16 protein-coding genes and 2 tRNA genes are annotated in these 19150 nt (G+C 70.1%); 4 read left to right on the forward strand and 14 right to left on the reverse strand.

Going from position 1 to position 19150, the window contains the following annotated elements:
• Positions 1-9 precede the first annotated feature (9 nt).
• The 3 genes from ABZ193_RS12095 to ABZ193_RS12105 form a co-directional block, all read right to left on the reverse strand.
• Entirely contained in the window at positions 10-1842 is a 1833-nt protein-coding gene (locus ABZ193_RS12095) for a hypothetical protein (RefSeq protein ID WP_237335826.1), read from the reverse strand.
• A 16-nt stretch (positions 1843-1858) separates the two neighbouring features.
• A tRNA-Ala gene (locus ABZ193_RS12100) sits at positions 1859-1931 on the reverse strand.
• A 28-nt stretch (positions 1932-1959) separates the two neighbouring features.
• A complete protein-coding gene (locus ABZ193_RS12105) occupies positions 1960-2148 on the reverse strand; it encodes a DLW-39 family protein (RefSeq protein WP_017985983.1) in 189 nt (62 codons plus the stop codon).
• 169 nt (positions 2149-2317) lie between these two features.
• Here ABZ193_RS12105 and ABZ193_RS12110 point away from each other — a divergent pair, with 169 nt between their 5' ends.
• From ABZ193_RS12110 to ABZ193_RS12120, 3 genes are all read left to right on the forward strand, one after another.
• Positions 2318-3715, forward strand: coding sequence for an FAD-binding oxidoreductase (locus ABZ193_RS12110; protein WP_237335827.1), 1398 nt, complete (start codon positions 2318-2320; stop codon positions 3713-3715).
• 61 nt (positions 3716-3776) lie between these two features.
• A complete protein-coding gene (locus ABZ193_RS12115) occupies positions 3777-4010 on the forward strand; it encodes a CsbD family protein (protein WP_020416244.1) in 234 nt (77 codons plus the stop codon).
• Positions 4011-4156: 146 nt separating this feature from the next.
• Complete coding sequence (locus tag ABZ193_RS12120; RefSeq protein WP_237335828.1) at positions 4157-5125, forward strand: MerR family transcriptional regulator; 969 nt, start codon at positions 4157-4159, stop codon at positions 5123-5125.
• Here the strand turns inward: ABZ193_RS12120 and ABZ193_RS12125 are convergent.
• Complete coding sequence (locus ABZ193_RS12125) at positions 5122-5979, reverse strand: YceI family protein (protein ID WP_020416242.1); 858 nt, start codon at positions 5977-5979, stop codon at positions 5122-5124. The genes ABZ193_RS12120 and ABZ193_RS12125 overlap by 4 nt on opposite strands.
• 103 nt (positions 5980-6082) lie before the next feature.
• Complete coding sequence (locus ABZ193_RS12130; RefSeq protein ID WP_354709832.1) at positions 6083-7216, reverse strand: PP2C family protein-serine/threonine phosphatase; 1134 nt, start codon at positions 7214-7216, stop codon at positions 6083-6085.
• A 149-nt stretch (positions 7217-7365) separates the two neighbouring features.
• Here ABZ193_RS12130 and ABZ193_RS12135 point away from each other — a divergent pair, with 149 nt between their 5' ends.
• Complete coding sequence (locus ABZ193_RS12135) at positions 7366-8193, forward strand: LLM class flavin-dependent oxidoreductase (protein WP_354709833.1); 828 nt, start codon at positions 7366-7368, stop codon at positions 8191-8193.
• Positions 8194-8253: 60 nt separating this feature from the next.
• Here the strand turns inward: ABZ193_RS12135 and ABZ193_RS12140 are convergent.
• The 9 genes from ABZ193_RS12140 to ABZ193_RS12180 all read right to left on the reverse strand — a co-directional run bounded on the left by ABZ193_RS12140 (position 8254) and on the right by ABZ193_RS12180 (position 19134).
• Positions 8254-8327: transfer RNA gene (locus tag ABZ193_RS12140), tRNA-Ile, on the reverse strand.
• A gap of 30 nt (positions 8328-8357) precedes the next feature.
• A complete protein-coding gene (locus ABZ193_RS12145) occupies positions 8358-9074 on the reverse strand; it encodes a DUF3566 domain-containing protein (protein WP_017985957.1) in 717 nt (238 codons plus the stop codon).
• Positions 9075-11594 (reverse strand): DNA gyrase subunit A, encoded by a 2520-nt coding sequence (gyrA, locus tag ABZ193_RS12150; protein WP_237335831.1) that lies wholly within the window; start codon positions 11592-11594, stop codon positions 9075-9077.
• Between the two features lie 43 nt (positions 11595-11637).
• On the reverse strand, positions 11638-13605 hold the full coding sequence (gyrB, locus tag ABZ193_RS12155; protein WP_354709834.1) for a DNA topoisomerase (ATP-hydrolyzing) subunit B: 1968 nt from the start codon (positions 13603-13605) through the stop codon (positions 11638-11640).
• Positions 13606-13783: 178 nt separating this feature from the next.
• Complete coding sequence (locus tag ABZ193_RS12160) at positions 13784-14254, reverse strand: DciA family protein (protein WP_039791185.1); 471 nt, start codon at positions 14252-14254, stop codon at positions 13784-13786.
• A gap of 256 nt (positions 14255-14510) precedes the next feature.
• Positions 14511-15668, reverse strand: a complete 1158-nt coding sequence (gene recF, locus ABZ193_RS12165; RefSeq protein WP_354709836.1) for a DNA replication/repair protein RecF — start codon at positions 15666-15668, stop codon at positions 14511-14513.
• 10 nt (positions 15669-15678) lie between these two features.
• Positions 15679-16569 carry a phosphogluconate dehydrogenase (NAD(+)-dependent, decarboxylating) gene (gene gnd / locus ABZ193_RS12170; protein WP_020416235.1) on the reverse strand — a complete coding sequence of 297 codons (891 nt, stop codon included), beginning with the start codon at positions 16567-16569 and terminating at the stop codon, positions 15679-15681.
• Positions 16570-16600: 31 nt separating this feature from the next.
• The gene (gene dnaN, locus ABZ193_RS12175; RefSeq protein ID WP_017985951.1) at positions 16601-17734 is read right to left on the reverse strand and encodes a DNA polymerase III subunit beta; all 1134 of its coding nucleotides are present in this window, start codon (positions 17732-17734) and stop codon (positions 16601-16603) included.
• A 587-nt stretch (positions 17735-18321) separates the two neighbouring features.
• On the reverse strand, positions 18322-19134 hold the full coding sequence (locus tag ABZ193_RS12180; RefSeq protein ID WP_354709837.1) for an EamA family transporter: 813 nt from the start codon (positions 19132-19134) through the stop codon (positions 18322-18324).
• Between the last annotated feature and the right edge of the window lie 16 nt (positions 19135-19150).

Below are 19150 nucleotides of genomic sequence, written 5' to 3' on the forward strand. Positions count from 1 at the left end.
CCCAAGATGTCACACCGCACGCTTCGCTTCGGCAGCGATCTCGGGCACGGGATGGTGGGCGACGATCTCGGCCAGCATGTCGCCGCGACCGGGGTGGTCACTGGCGGCCAGCCCGCGGACGATGCCGATCTGGTCGTCCGGCGAGTGCTGGGTGAGCTCCGCGACGAGCAAGCCCTGTTCGTGCAGCGCCGCGAGGTTCTCGGCGAGGGACAGGACCATCTCCTGTTCATCCACCGCACGAGCGTCCAGCGCGCCTCGGCGGACCAGCCACTGCGCGGCGCTCGCGCCGACCACTCCGCCACCTGCCCGCAACCGCTCCGCTTCCCGGATGCCGTCGTCACCGGCCAGTTCCAGCCCGCCCCAGGCCAACACCCGCTGCGACGGCGACTGCGTCCGCTCGCACAACGAAGCCAGTGCGACTGCCGCCCCGGCGGGGGTCCTGGCCCGGATCCACTCGCTCATCGCGATCTCGGCCACTTCGCGATCGGCGTGGTTCAGCGCCTCACAGAGGCGTTCCGGCGACAGGGCAGCCAGTTCGTGGGCGAGCGGTGCGGGAATCCCCTGCGCCAGCGCCACCTGCCGCGCGGCCCACAGTCCCAGCGGCGTGAGCTGCACGAGCCGGTCGTCCGGGTTGCCGAGGCCGGACACCTCGGCGATCTTGTCGAGGTCGCGGAGGGTGCTCTTCGTGATCTCCACCGCGCCCAGCACCTCGAGCGCGGCGAGGATGCCGTCCAGCTCTCGCCGCCACATCAGCGCGGACGCGAAACCACCAGGACCGCCGAGAGTCTCCTGCACGTACTGGACGAGGAGTTCGACCGGCAACGGCGTTCGGCCTGCCCGGTAGAGAGCCAGCCACAGGTCCGGCGCCAGCTCCGGAAGCAGGTGCCCCAGCCAGGGCTGGTCGTACCGGTTCGCCGGCAGGCAAACCGCCGGCCCGAGGTGGGGGAAGGCGTCGTAGGCCTGCCGCCACAACGCCCACGGCCGCCGCAGCAGGCCCGCCGCGCTCTTGACGGCGACCAGCCTGCCCTTGAGCACGCGCACCAACCGGACCGCCTTCGCCCACGCGACCAGCAAGGTGACCTCGGGCAGGTCCGCGCTGCTGCGAACCCGCTCGGCGGTCCGGTCGACGTCGAGGAGCGCGGCCAGCTCACGAGCGTCCGCAACCCGAAGCCGATTCGTCTGCGTGAGCGCGCGTCCCGTGCCGACCCACTCCGTCAACGTACGCAGCCGGTGCACGACAGCGGTGTTCGCGGCGAGCGCCTCGATCTCCTCCTGCGGCGGCAGGACGACCGGCGGCAGCGGTTCGGGCGGCTCTTCTTCGGACTCGGTCCGTCGCCGCACGATCTCGTCCAGCACGTCCCGGTCGTAGTCGATCTGCCCGGCGTTGACCCCGTCGAGGAACTCGCGGACCTGGTCGCCGTCCTCCGGATCGACACCGTGCTCGAGCATCCGCGCCGCCCAGAACTTCGCCAGCCCGAAGTTGCGTTCGTCGGACATGGCCGCGAAGAACGCATCCGCGTTCCGGTCGATCTCCGCGTGCAGCGCACCCGCGTCACGGATGCGGCCGACGGGCGTGGTTGACAGGAAGTCGATCCAGTGGTGGAACGTGGAAAGCACCGCCGGCCGCGCGGCGTGTTCGAGGGTCACGTTGCGCGGGAACCAGTGGAGCAGCAGGTCGCTGATGTCCTCAACTGTCCAGCGCGCGGGATCGAGATCCTGCTCGACGAACCGGTCGAGGGTCGCGTCAACGAAGAACAGGTCGGCTTCGACACCGTGGTCGGCGCACCAGCGCTCGAACCTGTCGAGGAGGTCGTCGGCAATGAGTTCCGTCTGGTCGATCACCGCAACCCTCTCCGAGTGGAGCTGAGGGGAATCGAACCCCTGACCTCTGCCTTGCAAAAGCAGCGCTCTACCAATTGAGCTACAGCCCCGGACGCGGGCCCCCAAGCCCGCGGAAGTTCAGTTGTTCGTGCCTGCCTCGGCGGCCTTCGCCGGCGCGCTGCCGTTCGTCGAGACCGCGGCCAGCGGGCGCTCGGTCGGGGCGGTGGCCTCGCGCCACAGGTCGGCCTCAGCCTTCGCGTCCTTGTTGCGCTTGATCACGAACAGCACCCCACCCGCGACGACTGCGAGCGCCAGCAGCTTCTTCACGTTCAGGCCCCTCTTCGACGGTCCGGCTGACCTCACGATGCTACTGCACCCGCCAGGGGGAGGTTCGCGCGGTGCGGACGGCCGCGAGCTGTAATGCAGGTCACATCCACTTCGACTTCCTCTGGTGGTTCGCGCCACGTCCACCGTCCGCCCGCGAAAGCAGGAAGTCATGAACCCCTTCGACGTGGAGACCTTGCGGCGGTCCCTCGACGGCGCCGCCCTGACACCCGGCGATCCGGGCTACGACCAGGGCCGCGCCGTGTGGAACGGCCTCATCGACCGCCATCCCGCGGTCATCGTCCAGCCGTCCGGCCCGCGTGACGTCGCCACGGCGCTCGCGACCGCCCGGAACTCCGGCCTGGAGGTGGCTGTCCGCGGCGGCGGGCACAACGTCGGCGGGGCCGCGGTCGCCGATGGCGGCCTGACCATCGACCTGAGCAGCCTCGACCAGGTCGTGGTCGACCCCGGCAGCCGCACCGCGCGGGTCGGCGGCGGCGCGCGGTGGCGACAGGTCGACACCGCCACCCAGGGGCACGGCCTGGCGACCGTCGGCGGCACCGTCAGCGACACCGGCGTCGCCGGCCTCACCCTCGGCGGCGGCTTCGGCTGGCTCACCAACCAGTACGGCCTGGCCTGCGACAACCTGCTCTCCGCGGAGGTCGTCCTCCCCTCCGGCGACGTGCTGCGCGCGTCGGACACCGAGAACACCGACCTGTTCTGGGCCCTGCGCGGTGGCGGCGGGAACTTCGGCGTCGTCACCGAGTTCGAGTTCCAGCTCCACCCGGTCGGGCCGATCATCCAGCTCGGGCTGTTCTTCTGGGAGGACGACCGCGGCGCCGAAGCACTGCGGCACATGCAGGGGATCGTCGAATCGTTGCCGCGGAAAGCCGGCGCCATCATCGCGGCGCTGAACGCTCCGCCCGCCGATTTCGTGCCCGAGGAACACCACTTCCGCCCGGGTTACGCGCTCCTCCTCGCCGGTTTCGGCCCGGAACCGGAATTCGCCGAAGCCGCGCAGCAGGTCCGCACCGGTCTCGCGCCGCTGTTCGAGTTCACCACCCCGATGCCCTACGTCGCGCTCCAGCAAATGCTCGACGAGACCGCGCTGCCGGGCATCCTCGCCTACGAGAAAGCGCTTTACCTGGATCGCTTCTCGGACCCGGTCATCACCGCGGTCACCGAACGGATGCCGCTGCGGAGCTCGCCGATGTCGTTCCTGCCCAACATGTTCGCGGGCGGCGCGTTCACCGAGGTCGCCAACGACGCCACGGCGTTCGGCGGCGCCCGGAACCCCGTGGTGCTGTTCAGCATCGCCGCGCTGGCCACGGACGCAGACCTCCTCGCGCGTGACCGGCAATGGGCCCGGGATCTGTGGGACGCCGTGGCACCGCATTCGTCCGGCACCGGCGGCTACGTCAATTTCATGACCGACTACGAGGACGACCGCGTGCGCACGAGTTTCGGGGCCGCGAAATACGCACGGCTGGCCCGGATCAAGGCGCACTACGACCCGGAGAACCTGCTGCACCGCAACCCGAACATAAAACCCGCACTCGCACCCGCGTGAGTGATTAGCGCTCCTGCCACCCGGGTAGCCGATTCGTGACGGTGACGAAGGAGGGGCAGGAATGACCGACAAGGAAGACCGTCAGGAAGGCATCAAGGGCGCGGTCGAGGGCCTGAAGGGCAAGGTCAAGGAGACCGCGGGCACGTTCCTGGGGAACGACTCGGCGCAGCGGGAAGGCCGCGCGCAGCAGGAGAAGGCGGACGCGCAGCAGCGGGTCAGCGAGAAGGAAGCCGAAGCCGACCGGGCGCGGGAGGAAGCGGCCCTCGGTGAGGCGCGGCAGCGCAGCGAGCAGTAACACACCCCGAGACACGGCCAGGTCAGACGCGGCACAGTTCCCCGTCTGTCCTGGCCGTTCCACGTGGAACCAAGGTTGACCTTGTCCCTGGGGCAAGCCCCACAGTCGCTTCCGCCGGGCAAAATGCCTGGTACGAGGAGGGCGACATGGGACTGCTCACGATCGGGGCGTTCGCCCGCGCGGCGGGACTGTCCCCGAAGGCCTTGCGGCTCTACGACGACCTGGGCCTCCTCCGGCCCGCGTCGGTCGACCCGGTGTCCGGCTACCGGCGGTACTCGCCCGACCAGCTGGAGCGGGCCCGCCTGATTGGTTTGCTGCGCCGGACCGGGATGCCGCTGGCGCGGATCTCCCTGGCGTTGTCCAGCTCCGATCCGGCAGCCGAGGTCCTCGCCTACTGGCGTTCGGTCGAGGCCGACGTCGCGGCGCGCGGGCGGCTCGTCGCCTTCCTCGTCGAGCAACTGTCCGGAAAGGACACTGCGATGACGGGACTCATCCACGCCGCACGCGCCGACCGTGGTCTGGTGCGGGAATCGAACCAGGACGCCGCCTACGCCGGGCCGCACCTGCTGGCCGTCGCCGACGGGTTCGGCCAGGGCGGGCACCAGGCGAGCGTCGCCGCGATCGAGGCCGTGCGGCCGCTGGACTCGCTGACGAGCGGCGATCCGCTGGCTGCTCTGGGCGAAGCGTTCCGCGCGGCCGGCGCCGCGGTCCGGAACCTCGAGGACGCCGGCACCACGCTGACCGCGCTCCTGTGGTCGGGTTCGCGGCTCGGGGTCGTACACGTCGGCGATTCGCGCGCGTACCTGCTGCGCGCAGTCGAGCTCCACCAGCTGACGCAGGACCACGTGCAGGGCAGCGCGATCCCGGCGACGCTGGTCAAGGCCTTGCACCGGCAGCCGGCCGAGCCGGATCTGCTGCTGAGCGACGGCCGGAACGGCGACCGGTACCTGCTGTGCTCCGACGGCCTCTACAACGCGGTGCCGGCCGACGTGCTGCAGGCCGAGCTGAGGGCGGCCGCCACCCCGGGCGACGCCGTCGGCACGCTGGTCGACCTCGCGAACCGGCGTGGCGGCCCGGACAACATCGCCTGCGTGGTCGCCGACGTCGCGGCTTAGGCGCCGCGGACGGCCTGGACGTCGAAGCGGAGCTCGACCGTCGAACCGACCACGACCAGGCCCTTCGCGAGCGTCTGCTGCCAGTTGATCGTGAAGTCCTCGCGGTGCAGCTCGGCCTTCGCGACCGCGCCGAGGCGTTCGCCGTTCCACGACCGCAGTCCGAGGTAGCTCGCGTCCAGGCGCACGCCGCGGCTCGCGCCGCGCAGGTTGAGCGTGCCGTCGATCTGCCAGCGGTCCCCGGCCACGCGCTGGGCCCGGTCGCTGAAGAAGTGGATCTTCGGGAAGCGTTCGACGTCGAGGAAGTCGGGCGAGCGCAGGTGCTCGTCCCGCTTCTCGGCGGCGGTGTCGATGCTGGCCGCGTCGATGACGACCTCGATCGACGAGTTCTCGATCCGCTCGCCGACAGTGACGCTGCCGTGGAAGCGCGTGAACCGGCCGTGGACGCGGGACAGGCCGATGTGCCGCGCGACGAAGCGGATCGACGTGTGGTCCGGGTCGATCACCCAGCGGCCCGGACCCGGCAGGCGGACGCTCGCGTCGGGGTGCAGCTCGACGTCGCCCAGGGAGGTGTGGTCGCCGCTGGCGACGTCGACGGTGTGGGTGGCCTCGCGGTAACCGCCCGCGGTGATCGTCACCTGGTAGGTGCCGGTGGCCGCGGTGACGACCACCAGTCCGTAGTCGTCGGACACGGCCCGGAACACCCGCGGACTGCGCTTGTGCCGGAGGACCATCTCGGCGCCGGCCAGCGGGTTGCCCGTCTCGTCCCGCAGCCGGGCGCTCACCAGGCCGGCGCCGGCCGCGAAGGTGACGGGCTCCCCCTGCCGGCCGTCACGTCGACGCAGGCGGCTGAACATCGGAGGCGCTCCCATCGGTCGGTGGTCCGCAGGCGACCATAACCAGCCGAACGGCGTTCCGTGACCCGGTCGTTACCAGAGTCACCGCTCCGGCATCGCTGAATCACCCCATCCAGTCGAGGCAGATGACGCAGGCGTCGTCCTTGGGGTGCCCGGCGGCGGCATCGACAACGGCCCTGGTCATCACCTGCACCACGGCACGCGGGTGCAGGTCGGCGGTCTCCCGCGCCAGCCTGCGCAGGTCCACCGACGCCGCCTCCCGCTCCAGCATCCCGTCGGTCAGCAGGAACAGCCGATCACCCGGGCGCAGGTCGACGACCTGGACCTCGTGCGGCTTGTCCTGCAGGCCGGTGCCGAAGGGGGTGTCGCGGTGCAGCGGCAGCTCGCGGACGTGGCCGTCGCGCAGGAGCAGCGGGAGCGGGTGCCCGGCGTTGACGACTTCGGCACGGCCTTCGGCCAGTTCGAAGCGGAACAGCTGACCGGTCGCGTAGGGGATCTTCGCGTGCTCCCGCACAGCCCGGTCGGCCTCCGCCGCCTGGTCGGCGAGGGACCGGTTGGCGCGGCGGGCGCCGCGCAACGCGCCCATGAGCAGGGTCGCGGCCAGGCCGGACTGGACGTCGTGGCCGACCGCGTCGGTGATCGTCAGGTTCAACGTGCCGTGGTCGAGGGCGTAGTCGTAGGTGTCGCCGCCCACGTCGTCGGCGGGCACCAGCGCGCAGGCGAGCGTGAACTCCGGGGCCTCGCAGCACGGGGCAGGCGGCAGCAGCTGGTGCTGGATCTCGGCGGCCAGGCTCACCTGGGTGGTGCGCTCGCCCCACTCGTAGAGATCGGTGAAGCGCCGGTCGGTGACGATGAGGTAGGCGAGGGCGTGGGCCACCTCGCCCACCTGCTCCACCACGTCGGGGCGGGGGACGGTCGTTTCGAGCAGACCGATGGCGTCGCCGCGGTGCGTGACGGGCACGATGACGCGCCCCTGGTCGTGGAACGGCTCCTGGCTGTAGAGGACGCGCTCGTAGACGGTGCCGGCCAGGTCGACGCGGTCGGCGTCCGCGCCGTGCAGGGCTGTGCCGTGAAGCCGGACGAGCGCGCGGGCCACGAGGTCGACGAGCAGGAACGAGGTGTCCGAGGCGGCGAACCGCTCGGCCAGGTAAGCCGCGACCACGTCGACCGAGCGAACCGGAGAGGCCCGCTCAGCGGCGGCGAGCACCGCCGCAAGACCGGACGGGACATCGGACATCGCCGGCTCCCTCCCTCGGTGGCGGTGGATACCCGCTCAGACCAGCCGGTTAACCCTCCAGCGGCGGGTCCTGTCGGATGCACGGTGGCTCGTTCGTAGAAGATGTGAAGCTCGGCACCAGGCCGGGCCACGTGGGAGGAGCTCCACCGATGACGGGTGGTTCGACACACGAGATCAGGCCGTTGCGGTTCGGCGTCGTCGCGCCGATCACCACTGACATGCCGGCTTGGCGTGATCAGTTGCGCGGGCTGGCCGACAGTGGTTTCTCGACGGTCCTGATGCCCGACGTGCCGCAGTGGCAGCCGGCACCGGGCCCGGCGCTCGCCGTGGCGGCAACGATCACCGGCCTGCGCGTGGGCACCTGGGTGTACGCGTCTCCGGTCCGGCCCGCGTGGATCACGGCGTGGGAGGCGCACTCGCTGTCCGTGCTCACCGAGGGGCGGTTCGAAATGGGCATCGGCACCGGCCGGCCCGGGATCGCCGACCAACTCCGTGAGCTGGGTCTGCCGCTCCCTCCGGAGGGCCAGCGGTGGAGCCAAGTGCGTGACGTCGTCGCCGCCCTGCGGGAGCTCGACGGTCCGGACCGGCACACGCCGGTGGCCATGGCCGTGCGCGGTCCGAAGGCACAAGCGCTGGCGGCTGAACTCGCCGACACGGTGACCTTCGTGATGCCACAGATCGAGACCCGGGCGGCGACGGTGCAACGGGTAGAAAGCTTCGACAACCACCGCGGTGCGGAACTGGCATTGCACGTACCTGTGGTCGGCGACTCGGTCGCCGCGTTCATGGCCGGACCCGACACCGACCCCGCCGCCGTCCGGGCCGCGGACTCGCTCGCGTTCCTGCCCAGCGATCCCGCCGCCGCGGCCGAGGAAATCCAGCGGCGACGCGAGGAGATCGGCTTCTCCTACTTCGTGTTCGGCGCTGGCGCCGCCGGTGCCCTCGCGCCGGTGGTCGCCGAGCTGGCGGGACGGTAGGCAGCCAACAAAGACTCAGCCCCCGTTTCCCTTGGTTGGGAGACGGGGGCTGAGCTGCTGTGGGCCCAGGAGGACTTGAACCTCCGACCTCTTCGTTATCAGCGAAGCGCTCTAACCGCCTGAGCTATGGGCCCTCGAACGGAGAGAAGACTACAACATGCCTTCTACTCGCGTTCCGACAGGGTCACCTCTAGGCCTCCGGCCAGGTCGGCGGACACGTTGTAGATGAACGCGCTCACCGTGGCCAGCGCCGAGAGCAGCACGATGTTGATCGCGCCGAGGATGGCCGCGATGCCGAACACCCGGCCGGCGCTGATGAGCGGTTCGTTGGTCACGCCGGCGCCCTCGCCGGACACCAGGGACGAGTAGGTGCCGTTCAGCTTGTCCCACACGCCCATGCCGTCGAGCACCGTGTACAGCACGCCGACGGCCACCAGCCACACGAAGAACAGCGCGACACCGAGAACCAGCGACAGCTTCAGCACCGACCAGGGGTCGAACCGCTTGATCTGCAGGCTCGCCCGGCGCGGGCCGCGGCCGGGGCGGCGCAGTGCGCTGGGCGTCGAACGTCCCTTGGTGCCGGCACTGGCGACGCTCACCGTTTCCTGCCCCCTCAACCCTGACAACGCGTCGTCGCGCGCCGCGGGGTTGCCGAACAGACCCTGCGCCGCCGAACCGGTGACGACCGGCTGGTCGTCACCGTTCGAGTACAACACAGTTTTCTCGGCCTGGCCTTCCGACGACCACCCGTCCCGGTAACCGCCTGCCTTGGGGTCGGTCGTCGTGCCCTGACCGGCGTCGCGGCTCAGCCGCTGCCAGGGCGGCGTGCCCGCGTCACCGGTCTGCGCACCGTGCTGTTCGGGGTTCTCCGGTGTCGTCACTTAGCTCTCTTCCGAGACGGGTTCTTCGGTTCCTCCGTTGCCTTCACCATTACCGACGCCCGAGGGCTCATCAGCGTTGCGTGCGACCGCGAGAAGAGTCGTACCCTCGCCCAGGTTGATCAACCGCACGCCCTTCGTCTGCCTGCCCGCCTTGCGCACCTGGTCCGCGGGCGTGCGGATGACGCCGCCGCTGGAGGTGATGGCGTAGAGCTCGTCGTCGGCGTCGACGATGAGCGCCCCCACCAGCCTGCCACGCTTGCGGTCGTGCTGGATGGTCAGCACACCCTTGCCGCCGCGGCCCTGCACCGGGTAGTCCTCGATCGGCGTCCGCTTGGCGTACCCACCGTCGGTGGCGACCAGCAGGAACTTGTCCGGCTTGACCACGTTCAGCGCGAGCAGCTCGTCACCATCGTTGAACCGCATGCCGAGCACACCCGACGTCGGGCGGCCCATCGGGCGCAGCGTCTCGTCGGTGGCGTGGAACCGGATCGACTGGCCCTCGGCCGACACCAGCAGCAGGTCGTCCTCCGGGCCGGCGAGCACCGCGCCGACCAGCTCGTCGCCCTCGCGCAGGTTGATGCCGATCAGGCCGCCGGAGCGGTTCGAGTCGAACTCGCTCAGCCGCGTCTTCTTGACCAGGCCCTTCTTCGTGGCCAGCACCAGGTACGGCGCGACCTCGTAGTTCGGGATCTCGATGATCTGCGCGATCGTCTCGTCCGGCTGGAACGCCAGCAGGTTCGCGACGTGCTGACCGCGGGCGGCGCGGTTGGCCTCGGGCAGCTCGTACGCCTTCGCGCGGTAGACGCGGCCCTTGTTCGTGAAGAACAGGATCCAGTCGTGCGTCGAGCACACGAAGAAGTGCTGGACGATGTCGTCCTGCTTGAGCTGCGCGCCCTGCACGCCCTTGCCACCGCGGCGCTGCGAGCGGTACAGGTCGGTCTTGGTGCGCTTCGCGTAGCCGGTGCGCGTGATGGTGACCACCACGTCCTCGACCGCGATCAGGTCCTCGACCGACACGTCGCCGTCGAACGGGATGATCTGGGTGCGCCGGTCGTCACCGAACTTGTCGACGATCTCGGTCAGCTCGTCCTTGACGATCTGCCGCTGGCGCTCCGGCTTGTCCAGGATGTCCTGCAGGTCGGCGATCTCCAGCTCGATCTTCGCCAGTTCGTCGACGATCTTCTGCCGCTCCAGGGCAGCCAGGCGGCGCAACTGCATGTCCAGGATCGCGGTGGCCTGGATCTCGTCGATGTCCAGCAGCTCGATCAGGCCGGTGCGCGCCTCGTCGACCGTCGGCGACCGGCGGATCAACGCGATGACCTCGTCCAGCTGGTCCAGCGCCTTGACCAGACCACGCAGGATGTGGGCGCGTTCCTCGGCCTTGCGCAGGCGGAACCGGGTCCGCCGGACGATGACCTCGATCTGGTGCTTGACGTAGTGCCGGACGACCTGGTCCAGCCGCAGCGTGCGCGGCACCCCGTCGACCAGGGCCAGCATGTTGACGCCGAAGTTGTACTGCAGCTGGGTGTGCTTGTAGAGGTTGTTCAGCACCACCTTGGCGACCGCGTCCCGCTTGAGCGTGACCACGATCCGCATGCCGCGCCGGCTGTTCGACTCGTCGGCGATGTCGGCGATGCCGGTCAGCTTCCCGTCCCGCACCAGGGTGGCGATGTTCTCCACCAGGTTGTCCGGGTTGACCTGGTACGGCAGCTCGGTGACCACGAGCGTGGTGCGGCCGCGGGCGTCCTCCTCGACCTCGACCACCGCGCGCATCCGGATCGAGCCGCGGCCGGTGCGGTAGGCCTCCTCGATGCCCGACGTGCCCAGGATCAGGCCCTTCGTCGGGAAGTCCGGGCCCTTGATCCGCTGCATCAGCGCGGCCAGCGTCTCGTCGTCGCCGGCCTCCCAGTTGTCCAGCGCCCACACGACACCCTCGGCGACCTCGCGCAGGTTGTGCGGCGGGATGTTGGTCGCCATGCCGACCGCGATGCCCGACGTGCCGTTGACCAGCAGGTTCGGGATCCGCGACGGCAGGACGTCCGGCTCCTGCGTGCGGCCGTCGTAGTTGGGCGAGAAGTCGACGGTCTCCTCTTCGATGTCCCGCAGCATCTCCATGGCCAGCGGGTCGAGCCGCGACTCGGTGTACCGCATGGCCGCCGCGGGGTCGTTGCCCGGCGAGCCGAAGTTGCCCTGGCCGTCGATCAGCGGGTACCGCAGCGCCCACGGCTGGGCCAGCCGCACGAGGGCGTCGTAGATCGCCGAGTCGCCGTGCGGGTGGTAGTTGCCCATCACGTCGCCGACCACGCGCGAGCACTTGTTGTACCCGCGCTCCGGCCGGAACCCCGAGTCGTACATCGAGTAGAGGACGCGGCGGTGCACCGGCTTGAGGCCGTCCCGCACGTCCGGCAGCGCGCGCGACACGATCACGCTCATCGCGTACTCGATGTACGAGCGCTGCATCTCATGCTGGATGTCGACCGGCTCGGTGCGGTCGTGTTCCGGCGGCAAGGTTTCCGTCATGGGGTCCTTCTACTGACGAATGGGAAAAGGAGGCGGGGGCGCGCTACACGTCGAGGAAGCGGACGTCCTTGGCGTTGCGGGTGATGAACGAGCGCCGGGCTTCGACGTCCTCGCCCATCAGAACGCTGAACAGCTCGTCCGCCGCGGCGGCGTCGTCCAGCGTGACCTGCAGCAGCAGACGGCGGGACGGGTCCATCGTGGTCTCCCACAGCTCTTCGGCGTTCATCTCGCCGAGACCCTTGTACCGCTGGATGCCGTCTTCCTTCGGCACCTTGCGGCCGGCTTCGGCGCCGGCCGCGAGCAGACCGTCGCGCTCCTTGTCCGAGTACGCGTACTCCGGCTCCGACCGCGGCCACTTGATCTTGTAGAGCGGCGGCTGCGCGAGGTAGACGTGGCCGTGCTCGATCAGCGGGCGCATGAACCGGAACAGCAGCGTCAGCAGCAGGGTGCGGATGTGCTGGCCGTCGACGTCGGCGTCGGCCATCAGCACGATCTTGTGGTACCGCAGCTTGGAGAGGTCGAAGTCGTCGTGGATGCCGGTGCCCAGCGCGGTGATCAGCGACTGGACCTCGTTGTTCTTGAGCACCCGGTCGATGCGGGCCTTCTCCACGTTGATGATCTTGCCCCGGATCGGCAGGATCGCCTGGAACCGCGACTCCCGCCCCTCCTTGGCCGACCCGCCCGCGGAGTCACCCTCCACGATGTAGAGCTCGCACTCCTCCGGGTTGGTCGACTGGCAGTCCTTGAGCTTGCCGGGCAGTCCGCCGATCTCCAGCGCGCCCTTGCGGCGCACCAGGTCGCGCGCCCGGCGGGCGGCCATCCGCGCCTGCGCGCTGGACAGCGCCTTGTTGATGATCGTTTTGGCTTCGCTCGGGTTGCGCTCGAACCAGTCGGACAGCCACTCGTTGGTCTTGGACTGGACGAACGACTTGGCCTCGCTGTTGCCCAGCTTGGTCTTGGTCTGGCCCTCGAACTGCGGCTCGGCCAGCTTGATCGAGATGATCGCGGTCAGGCCCTCGCGCACGTCGTCGCCGGAGAGGTTCTCGTCCTTCTCCTTGAGGAGTTTCTTGTCCCGCGCGTACGCGTTGACCACGCGGGTCAGCGCAGCGCGGAAGCCCTCCTCGTGGGTCCCACCCTCATGGGTGTTGATGGTGTTGGCGAAGGTGTGCACCGACGGCGTGAACGAGTTGTTCCACTGCATCGCGACCTCGACCTCGAGGCCGTCGCCCTTGGAGTCGAAGCAGATGATGCTGGAGTGGATCGGGTCCTTCGAGCCGTTGATGTGCTTGACGAAGTCCTCGAGCCCGCCCGGGTAGTGGTAGACGCGCTCCTTGACCCGCGCCTGCTTGCCGTCGGCGTCGGCCTCGGTCTCCGCCTCGGTGACCCGCTCGTCGCGCAACGTGATGCTCAGGCCCTTGTTCAGGAAGGCCATCTCCTGCAGGCGGCGCGAGACCGTCTCGGTGTTGTACGTCGTGGTCTCGAAGATGTCCGGGTCGGCCCAGAAGGTGGTGGAGGTGCCGGTGCCCTCGGCGGGGCCGACCTCCTCCAGCGGGCCGGGCTTGGAGTGGTCGTAGTGCTGGCGCCACTTCTTGCCATCGCGGGAGACCTCGACGTCGAGCGCCCTGGACAGGGCGTTGACGACGGAGACGCCGACGCCGTGCAGACCGCCGGACACCGCGTAGCTCTCGCTGTCGAACTTGCCGCCCGCGTGCAGCACGGTGTGCACGATCTCCAGCGTCGACTTCTTGTGGACCGGGTGCTCCTCGACGGGGATGCCGCGGCCGTCGTCGACCACGCGGACGCCGCCGTCGGCGAGGAGGGTGACCTCGACCTTCGTCGCGTAGCCAGCCATGGCCTCGTCGACCGAGTTGTCGACGACCTCCCAGATCAGGTGGTGCAGACCGCGTTCACCGGTGGAACCGATGTACATGCCTGGCCGCTTGCGGACCGCCTCGAGACCCTCGAGCACCGTGATGGAGGACGCGTTGTAGTCGTTCTGCTGAGCTGCCACGAGCCTGCTTTCTCCTCAGTCTTGCCCAAGGGACTCCCCCACTGCCCTCCAGTCTACTTGGCCAGCTCCGCTGACATGCCGCAAGGACACCCCTGATTTCGTCACAGAGGCCCGAACGCGAGCGTCGCCGGGTCCGGCGCTATCCGGCGGGGGTCGAGCCGCGATACGACGCGCTCAGTCACCCATAGGTGTCGCGTGGCCCGCGACCGGGCACGTGCCGCGGGCCCTTCCGCCAGCTCGGGGCGGTCGGGCCGTGGATGCGCATGCGCTTGACCACGCCGTGTCCCACCCCAGCGGCGATCTTGGCGATGAGCTGGCTCTGCAGCAGGCGCAGCTGCGTGGCCCACGCTGTCGAGTCGGCGCGGACGGTGAGCTCGCCGTCCTTCAGCGTCACCGGCTGGGCGTGCTCGGCGACGTCCTCGCCGACCAGGCGGGCCCACTCGCCGAAGACCCGGCTGCTGGTCACGCGCTCCTGCCAGCCGCGTTCGGCGACCAGCCGCCCGACGAGGCGGCCGAACGGCTGCGGGTCGCGGGCGTCCGGGCCGGCTCCCGACCAGCGGCGCCGGCGCGGGCTCTGGCCGCCGAGCTCGAACTTCCGCCTGCCCGGCTCGGTGCCCCTGGCGTCGGCCTTGGCGCGAGCGGCGGCCAGTGCGGAGCGGACGAGATCACGTCCGGTAGTGTTCCCGTTCGGCCCAGCCGGGACGTCACCGTCCGTGTCTGATCCACTCTTCTGGGGAGTCTGCGCCGCTTGTGGCGCGGTTGAAGATCGCTCGTTTGGCCGCTTGGTCACGCGGGGCGATAACGCGTTCACCGTGTTATCCACACTATCCACAGAGTTGTCCCCAGATCGGTGGGTAACTCCTGTGTCGCCGGTCACTCGCCGTGGCTCACCAGGCCGTTCGTCATCAGGCACTGCGCACCTCCCCGTCGGCGACGGTGAACCGGACCCCGGCGAGTTCCCCTGGCACGTCCTCGTCCACCGCCGCGGTGACCAGCACCTGTTCGGCACCCGCGGCCACCTCGGCCAGCCGTGACCGGCGCCGCCGGTCGAGCTCGGCGAAGACGTCGTCGAGCAGGAGCACCGGCTCACCCGCTTCCCGCCGCAGCAGCTCGTAGGACGCCAGCCGCAGCGCGAGGGCGAACGACCAGGATTCCCCATGGCTCGCGTAGCCCTTCGCGGGGGCCTCGCCGAGGATGATTTCCAGCTCGTCGCGGTGCGGCCCGACCAGGCTGATCCCCCGTTCCAGCTCCTGCTGCCGGACCTGCGCCATCGCCTCCACCAGGAGGCCGGTGAGGACCTCCGGTTCGGCGCGTTTCCCGTCCGGAACCCCGTACCCCTCGGGCAGCGCCGCGCCGAGGCTGGACCGGTACGAGATCTTCGCCGGCCGCGAGTCGGGCGCCACCCCGGCGTAGGCCGCGGTGGTGTGCGGCCCGAGGTCGGCGACCAGGTCGAGCCGCGCGGCGAGCAGCTGGGCGCCGACCACCGAGAGGTGGTTGTCCCACACCTCCAGGGTCGACAGCGCGTACGGGTCGTCGCGCGCCGCGCCCTTCTTCTTGCCCGCCGTCTTCAACAACGCGTTGCGCTGTTTGAGGATCCGCTCGTAGTCGGCGCGCACCCCCGCGTACCGGGGCGCGCGCTGCACCAGCAGCTCGTCCATGAACCGGCGGCGCTCACCCGGGTCGCCGCGCACCAGCGCCAGGTCCTCCGGGGAGAACAACACGGTGCGCAGGATCCCGAGGATGTCCCGTGGCTTCCCGACCGCGCCCCGGTTGACCCGGGCGCGGTTCGCCCGGCCGGGGTTGATCTCCAGCTCGACGGTCAGCTCGCGGTCCTCGTTGACCACGGCCGCCCGCACGAGTGCCCGCTCACAACCGTGCCGCACCAGCGGGGCGTCCGTCGCGACCCGGTGCGACCCGAGGGTCGCCAGGTAGCCGATCGCCTCCAGCAGGTTGGTCTTCCCGCGGCCGTTCTGGCCGACGAGGACCGTCGGTCCGGGGGTGAGCGGCAGGTCAGCGTGCTCCCAGGAGCGGAAGTCGGTGACCTGCAGGTGCCGTATGTGCACGGCTGGGTGCCTACTCGCCGGCCTTCTTCACGGCGTGGCCGCCGAACTGGTTGCGCAGCGCCGCGACGGCGCGCATGGCGGACGAGTCCTTCCGCCGCGAGGCGAACCGCGCGAACAGCGCGGCCGAGATCACCGGCGCCGGCACCGCGTGGTTGATGGCCTCCTCCAGCGTCCACCGGCCCTCGCCGGAGTCCTCGACGTAGCCCTCGAGGTCGTCCAGCTCCGGGTCCTCGTCCAGCGCCCGCACCAGCAGGTCGAGCAGCCAGGACCGGACGACGGTGCCGCGCTGCCAGCCCTTGATCACGGCCGGCACGTCCTCGACGACCTTCGCGGCCTCGAGCAGCTCGAAGCCTTCGGCGTAGGCCTGCATCAGGCCGTACTCGATGCCGTTGTGGATCATCTTCGCGTAGTGGCCCGCGCCGACCGAGCCGGCGTGCGAGAAGCCCTCCTCGCGCGGGCCGTCCGGGCGCAGCGCGTCGAAGATCGGCATGGCGCGCTCGACGAGCTCCTTGTCGCCGCCGACCATCAGGCCGTAGCCGTTCTCCTTGCCCCACACGCCACCGGACACACCGCAGTCGAGGTAGCCGATGCCCTTGGCGGACAGCACCTCGGCGTTGTGCTTGTCGTCGGTGAACCGGGAGTTGCCGCCGTCGATCACCAGATCGCCCTCGGCGAGCAGCTCACCCAGCTCGGCCACCGTCTCGCGGGTCGGCCCGCCCGCGGGGACCATCACCCAGACGATCCGCGGAGCGTCCAGTTTGGACACCATGTCGGCGAGCGAGGTCGAGTCCGAGACCGCCTGGTTGCGGTCGAAGCCGACCACCTCGTGCCCGGCGGCGCGCAGCCGCTCGCGCATGTTGAAGCCCATCCGGCCGAGGCCGACCAGTCCCAGCTGAACCATGGAACTCCCCTTCGTGCTTTCTCCGTCGCGGTCAGCCGGGTAGGCGGACCGGCATCAGTAGATAGAGGTAACCAGGAACGACCTGGCCCTGCTCATCGGCCGGCTTGATCAAAGCCGGACGGTTCGGGGTGGTGAAGGTCAGCTCGGCGCGGTCGTGGTGCAGCGCGCCCAGGCCGTCGACGAGGTAGCCCGGGTTGAACGCGATCGTCACCGGCTCGCCTTCGTACTCCACCGGCAGCTCCTCTTCGGCGCTGCCCTCGTCGTCGCCGCCGGCCGACAGGCGCAGCGAGTTGTCGCCGAACTCCAGCCGGACCTGGGTACCCCGCTCCGCCACCAGCGACACACGTTTGATCGCCTCCGAGAGCGGGGACACCTCGATCACCGCGCGGGAGGAGTGCTGGTTCGGGAGGAGCTGCCGGTATGGCGGGAACTCGGCGTCGAGCAGCCGGGTGGTCGTGTAGCGGCCGTTGCCGGACAGGCCGAGCAGGCCCTCGCCGCTGGCGAGCCCGACGGACACCTTGTTGCCCGCGGTGCCGAGCGACTTGGCCGCCTCGGCGAGGGTGCGCGCCGGGACGAGCACCGCGGCGTCGGCCAGGCCCTCGGCGGGCTCCCACGCGAACTCGCGCATCGCCAGGCGGAAGCGGTCGGTGGCGACGAGGGTGAGCGAGTTGCCGGAGATCTCCAGCCGCATGCCGGTCAGCATCGGCAGGGTGTCGTCCTTGCCCGCCGCGACGGCGACCTGGGTGACCGCCTGGCCGAACGCCTCACCGGCGACCTCGCCGGCGAACGTCGGCTGGGCCGGCAGCTGCGGGTAGTCCTCGACCGGCATGGTCGGCAGGCTGAACCGGGCGCTGCCGCAGGTGATGGAGGCGCGGGAGCCCTCGACGGAGATCTCGACCGGCTGGGCCGGGAGCGCCTTGGTGATGTCGGCGAGCAGCCGCCCGGACACCAGCAGCCTGCCGCCGTCGGCGATCGTCGCCGGGACGCCGACCGTCGCGGAGACCTCGTAGTCGAAGCCGGAGACGGTGAGCGCGTCGGTGGAGCCGTCGGATCCGGCGTCGAGCAGCACCCCGCCCAGGACCGGGACCGGTGGCCTCGACGGCAGGCTGCGTGCCACCCACGCGACGGCGTCCGCGAGCCCGTCGCGCTCGACGCGGATCTTCATGTGCCCATCCTTTCGACAGCCGAGCCCCTCATCGCGGCCCGAGAAGATCGACAAACGTCCCCGGGCAGGCCTCGAGCAGCGCGCTGGCCAGGGATCTCGCAGTGTGGTGTGGCCCGGTGCCGATGTCGCCAACGACGAGCGGGCTGGGTGTGGATACCCACGTTAGAACGTGAGCGGCACCGGCGTCACTCGGGGCAGCCCATCGATTTGTCGATAAGACGATCTCGTCCGGAGCTCTGTCCCCATGTCCACAGCCCCCTGTTTTTCTCCGAAGGACTTCTTGAGAAAAAACCAAGGGCAGTGACAGTAATAGGGGCTGTGGATTCTGGGGACTACTGCCGTCGTCGCAGGTCCGCTCGCGCGGCGGGGTGTGGACATCTGTGGAGTACTACCGGTGGACAACTCGGGCCGTCCGTGGACAACTTCGGGCGCTCCCCAACTGATCCACAGTTGTCGCCAGCTGTCCACAGAACTGTCCCCAGTTGTGGGGATGTTCGTCCCCATGGCCGCGCACAGACGCGGTCGCTGTGGAACCAACCCAGTGGGTGACCGCGCTCGCGTCGATCGATGCGTTCTCGTTACTGGGATCACAGATTTCGCGCCGCAGCGCGGCCCGCCGCGGCCGCACTCGCTGTCACACAAGCGATCCCGGCCCACGCGGCGAACGGCAGCCGCTCACCGAGAACAAGCGCGCCGGCCACTCCCGCCACTGCCGCTTCGAGGCTCTCCAGCACCGCGACCGTGCGCGGTGGAACCCGGCGCAGCGCGGCGAGATCGAGCGAGTACGGGATCACGGCCGACAGCACCGCGACGCCGAATCCCGCCAGCAGCAAGGAAGGCCGCCACACCGGCGCGGTCACGCCGAAGGGCAGCGCGAGGATCGCGGCCACCGTCACCGCGAGCGCGAGCATCGATCCATCCGGGACACTCGCGCCGACTTTCCGGCTCAGCACCAGGTATCCGCCCATCGACACGGCGGACAGCAGAGCGAGCGTGACTCCGGCCGCCGGAAGCGTCGTCCCGGACGGCGAATGGAACAGCCACACCCCGAAGGCGGCGACCAGAGCGAAACCGACGTCACGCGCGCGCCGTGCCGTCGCCACCGCGACCCCCAGCGGACCGAGCAACTGCAACGCGCTCGCCACGCCCAGCGGCAGGAAACCCAGCGCCGGGTAGATCAGGTTCATCCCGGCGATCGCCACGCCGAAACCCAGCACCGGCGGCAGGTTGCGGCGCGACGGCAACGCCGGGCGGTGGATCGCCAGCAGCACGAGCGCGGCGAAGGAGAGCCGCAAGGCGACCACCCCGCCGGGGCCGGCCGCGGCGAAGAGCTGCTTCCCGAACGCCTGCCCGGTCTGCACGCTGACGACGCTGCCGAGGACGAGAAGTGCGGCTCCCATGCCGTCGAGTCTTGGC

It is taken from the genome of Amycolatopsis sp. NPDC006125 (assembly GCF_040614195.1).
Taxonomy (GTDB): Bacteria; Actinomycetota; Actinomycetes; order Mycobacteriales; family Pseudonocardiaceae; genus Amycolatopsis_E; species Amycolatopsis_E tucumanensis.